Origin of the sequence: Streptomyces pathocidini (assembly GCF_001418495.1) — a bacterium.
In the GTDB taxonomy this organism is placed as follows: domain Bacteria; phylum Actinomycetota; class Actinomycetes; order Streptomycetales; family Streptomycetaceae; genus Streptomyces; species Streptomyces pathocidini.
Map to the genome: position 1 here is coordinate 1 of NZ_LIQY01000390.1, position 3,508 is coordinate 3,508.

Annotated in this window: 2 protein-coding genes; one reads left to right on the forward strand and one right to left on the reverse strand. The window is 62.6% G+C overall.

Going from position 1 to position 3,508, the window contains the following annotated elements:
- Window positions 1–172: 172 nt before the first annotated feature.
- Window positions 173–2,380, reverse strand: coding sequence for a hypothetical protein (locus AOK16_RS18445; RefSeq protein WP_055473335.1), 2,208 nt, complete (start codon window positions 2,378–2,380; stop codon window positions 173–175).
- A 408-nt stretch (window positions 2,381–2,788) separates the two neighbouring features.
- Here AOK16_RS18445 and AOK16_RS18450 point away from each other — a divergent pair, with 408 nt between their 5' ends.
- Entirely contained in the window at window positions 2,789–3,466 is a 678-nt protein-coding gene (locus AOK16_RS18450) for an AIM24 family protein (RefSeq protein WP_055473336.1), read from the forward strand.
- Window positions 3,467–3,508: the final 42 nt, after the last annotated feature.

Here is a 3,508-nt window from a genome sequence, read left to right on the forward strand (position 1 = left end):
CCCGCAGACCACCCCAGCCCACCGCAGCCGACGGCGTAGGGGCCGTTCTACGGGCGGCTCGGGCGCGGGGGAGAGCCGTCGCGGTGGATCTCCTCCACCGCGACGGTCAGCCCGGGGGCATCTGGCCATTTTCAAGAATCGCCGTCAGCTGCCCGAGCTCGGTCTTGAGCGCCTACTGTTTGGCGCTCTGCTTCACGCTGATGAAGTGCTTGATGCCTCCGGAGAAGCCATCCACCGAGATGGCGACCGTGGCCACTCCCGGCTTGGTGCCCGCGATCAGTTCCTGCGTGTATGCTCCCCTGATTTCGCCATCGGGGACCACGGTGGTCTCGGTTGACCCATCCCGGAACGTCGTTCCGGTGTCCCCCAAGATCTGCACCTTGATCTTGGCCTTGGAGTTGATGGCACTCGTGGGAGTTGTGATGAATAGGATGCCGAGGTTGGATCCCACCTCACCGGCTTGCCGGGTAGGGTGATCTCCTGGCCACGGCCATTTGCACACGCCCAAGGTGTAGGTGAGGAATTCGCCGCGTGCGTCCTTGACGTTACTGCGGAACTCGCCGGTGATTTTGCGGTCCATGAGGTCCGGCAGGTTGCCGGAAACGGCTTGTTCGTAGCGGTCTTCCTCTTCCTTCACCTTCTCTTCGGCAGTAGTAGGCCAAGTGTTGTCGACGACCTTGCTTATGGTCATACTCGGTCCGTACTCGTCGGCTACTGCATTGCCGATGTTGTCGTAAACCTTGAACCATATTTGCTTAAGAGAATCTATCTTGGCGATAGAGTCGAGATGCAGGTCGGCATCACCGTGGGCATGGGCGGCGTCCGCAGCCTTATCGTAGCCCTTGTATACCGTGGTCAAATCCAGCTGGGTATTCCGTTTTCCGTCCACAAACCACACCGTACGCGCGATGTCCGGGACTCCGTGGGGGTCGGACTTCTTCAAAGTTTGCAGCACGAAGGCCCGCCTCTTTTCTGTGAAGAGCTTCTTCCCGAAATCCCAGTAAGCGTCAGCCTTCTTTCGGTCGAAGTTCTTGAGGTCGAGCGCGTTGTTTTGGATTGCGATTTTCTGATCCACTACAGCCTTCGACCGGGCATCGTTGATATGCTTTTGAAGATTGTCGCGCAGAGCCTTCTTTTCCTTTATGAGGCTTTCGTGGGCAGACTTGGAGTGGTCGCTGTGGTTAGCGTAAGCGTCGTCGAGTATGACTTCGGAATAGGCGGTGAATGAGGCAGCGAGCTGCTCAAGGTATTGGTAGGCCTGCCAGCCGGCCTTACCCTGTTGCTTGGCTATGTCTACCCACCCGGCACCCCACGCGGATAGCAGCATCTCGCGGAGTGCCTGGGGGGCTTCTTTCTCGAACTTGTCTGCAACCTGCTGTGACGGATTGGTGCTATTCCCAAACAGGCTCTCCTGCAGCCAGGCTGCCCGCTCACTGTTCGGACCGCCCCCGATCACCATGTTCAGGATACTCAGGGTCGACATTGAGTTCAGGGAGATGTTCGTCAGGAACGCTTCCCAGCCCTGGGTCGCGAGAGCATAGATGAGCTGTCCGGCGACGGTGCCCGCGGAGATGACTGCTCCGGCGGGCCCGGAAACGAGGCCCACCAGGTACCCGGCGACATAGCCGGCGGAGAATGTGGTACCCGCGATTGCATCGCGGAGTTTGGTGGAATCGCTGAGGACGGAGGGATCTGCCAGGTTGGCGATGGAGCCACCGAGGCCGAGAAGTGCACCTATCCCGGCCAGGTGCGACTCCGTCAACGCGAAAAGGGAACCTGCGGAGCCCAGGGCGGCAGCGAGGCCCTGATCTCCGCCCTCGATCGTCGCCCGCAATCCGTCGAAGGTGAGGTACCTTCCGACATGCTGGTTGACCAGCATGTCGACCGCGGACTTGTCGAAGGAGGAAAAGGGGTTGCCTGCCTTCGCGCTGCCTACCGGGGTGCCTGCCCTCGGCAGGCTGGATACCAGGGAAGTGAGCTCGCCCTCAGGTTTTCCGGCTTTGACCTGTGCAAGCCGCTGGCGGGCGAGTGCCAGGAGCTGGTCGTAGGTCTTTCGCTCGAATTTAGGGACACCGGGGATCTGCGTGTCGCCGGTGCTGGCGTTGGCTGGCATGCTCTGCGCGATAGTCTGGGCTTGGGCAAGCCCATTGTTGAAGTCCTGCTTCGCGGCGGTGATCTGAGCGGCGGTGGCGCCCTGGGCGGTGAGTTTGTCGACGACGCCCTGCCGGGCATTGGCGATAGCCGCGTTCGTGGTGGCCTGCGAGACGGTCCCTGTCTTCGGGGCTTCCAGGGCAAGGACCGTATTGGCGCCGACGGTGCCACCGATTGCGAGGCTCATCGTAGTGGCGATCGTCAAGGTCGCCTTTTTGTTCAATTTCATTGAGCTATTTCCATCCTGAGGTTGTGCAAGGCGCGATGTGTAGCGTGCTCGTCGAGGGTCCGCTCGCAACAGCCGGGCTATGGCTTCCCGTCGGCGACTGTCATGGCGGCAGTGGTTTACGAGCTTCTTCGTTCATGTGTGTTGCGTTTTTAGTGGTGGGAGCAGGCGTCGGCTGTTCGACGGAATCCCAGGTGGGGCGAGAAACGCTCGCAAGATCGGCTCGATAGCCACCTGCCTGAACAATCCTGCAACGGGGTGAAACTCCTGACCGCTAACTTTCGTCGGCCCTTCGGCCGCCTTTCGATCCACTCCCCACGCAGGTTGTGCCCAGTGGCGGGACGGCGGCAAGTGGTGCGGCAGGGGGCGGGAAGGCTTGGCGGACCGGGAGGTTCCGGGGCACCATGCGGCATGCACAGCGATCTCTTCGCCTCCGAGAACATGGTCACCCCGGCCGCCGAGCCCGGCATGACCCTGCAGAACTCCAAGTCGGTCAAGTACGCGGTGAACGGCGAGTGTTACGCCCGTCAGGGCGCGATGGTGGCCTTCCGCGGCGATCTCAAGTTCGAGAAACAGGGCCAGGGCGTGGGGAACTTCCTCAAGCGCGCCGTCACCGGCGAGGGCGTGGCGCTGATGGCCGTGCGCGGCCAGGGGGAGGCGTGGTTCGCGCACGAGGCGGCGAACTGCTTTCTCGTCGACCTCGTCCCCGGCGACAGCCTGACTGTCAACGGCCGCCACATCCTGTGCTTCGACGCGACCCTCGGCTACGAGATCAAGGTCGTGAAGGGGGCCGGGATGGCGGGCGGCGGGCTGTTCAACAGCGTGTTCACCGGCCATGGGCGGCTCGGCATCATCTGCGAGGGCGAGCCCATCGTCATCCCGGTCTCACCGGCCGCGCCGGTGTTCGTGGACACGGACGCGGTCGTCGGCTGGACGAGCTCGCTGCACACCACCCTCCACCGCTCGCAGAGCTTCGGCTCGATGCTGCGGGGCGGGTCGGGCGAGGCGGTCCAGCTGAAACTGGAGGGCGAGGGCTTCGTCATAGTCCGCCCCAGTGAGGCCCGTCCGGAGAAGACGGGCTCCGGCTGAGGCGATTCCTTCCCTTGCCCCGCCTCCCCCAGCTACCGCTGG